This window comes from Pseudomonas quasicaspiana, assembly GCF_021147825.1.
GTDB classification, from domain to species: Bacteria; Pseudomonadota; Gammaproteobacteria; order Pseudomonadales; family Pseudomonadaceae; genus Aquipseudomonas; species Aquipseudomonas quasicaspiana.
Window position 1 is genome coordinate 1 of the sequence record NZ_JAGTPI010000136.1, and the last position, 646, is coordinate 646.

At 53.6% G+C, this 646-nt stretch carries 1 protein-coding gene; it reads right to left on the minus strand.

Features of this window, described 5'->3' with window-relative positions; all coding sequences use genetic code 11:
* Positions 1-646 (minus strand): IS4 family transposase (locus KDX30_RS29450; RefSeq protein WP_231678251.1); only part of this gene is annotated, 646 nt, incomplete at both ends.

Here is a 646-nt window from a genome sequence, read left to right on the forward strand (position 1 = left end):
GCTGCAGAATAGTACGCACGATCAAAGATCGTAACCGAATAGTCATCCACTGCTTTTTCCAACCCACGAGCGTGGCTCAGCTCGCCAGTTGAAAACTCGCCGAAATTGGCAGCCCGTATTAAATGAGTGTGCGTATCCATCAAGCAGACGCCCCGCACCTGTGGCCAAGCACCGTCGCCGGAATGGGTACGCCCACCACCAAAAGCCTGACGATTTTCAGGCGTATCAAGCGTGGACCACACCACACCATCTACGGCAAAGCTGCGTAACCCAAAAAAGCTTGCCGTAGCGGGTTGTTTGGCTTGCCCCCACGCCTCAGCCAATTGTGTAAAAAGTGCCGCCAATGGTGCTTCACCCAATCGTTGGCGAGCCTGAACGGAGGCGCTTGGCGCGGGCACTTTCCCATCATTGAGCGCCAAACCTAACTGCTGGACAATCAGCCAAATCGGCTCATTTTTGAACAGAGCCAATCCCACCACAAGCCAGACGATGCGGTCAGCAGGCAATCGTCGGCGACGAATCGATACGGTCCCCGTTAATGTCAGCGCTTGTTCGATCCAGAGAGGATCAATGAGCTCAACAAAGCGCTCAAAAGAAACAGGATTGAGTTTGATGATCTCTTGAAAAGTGCTCTGAAGGGGCATGG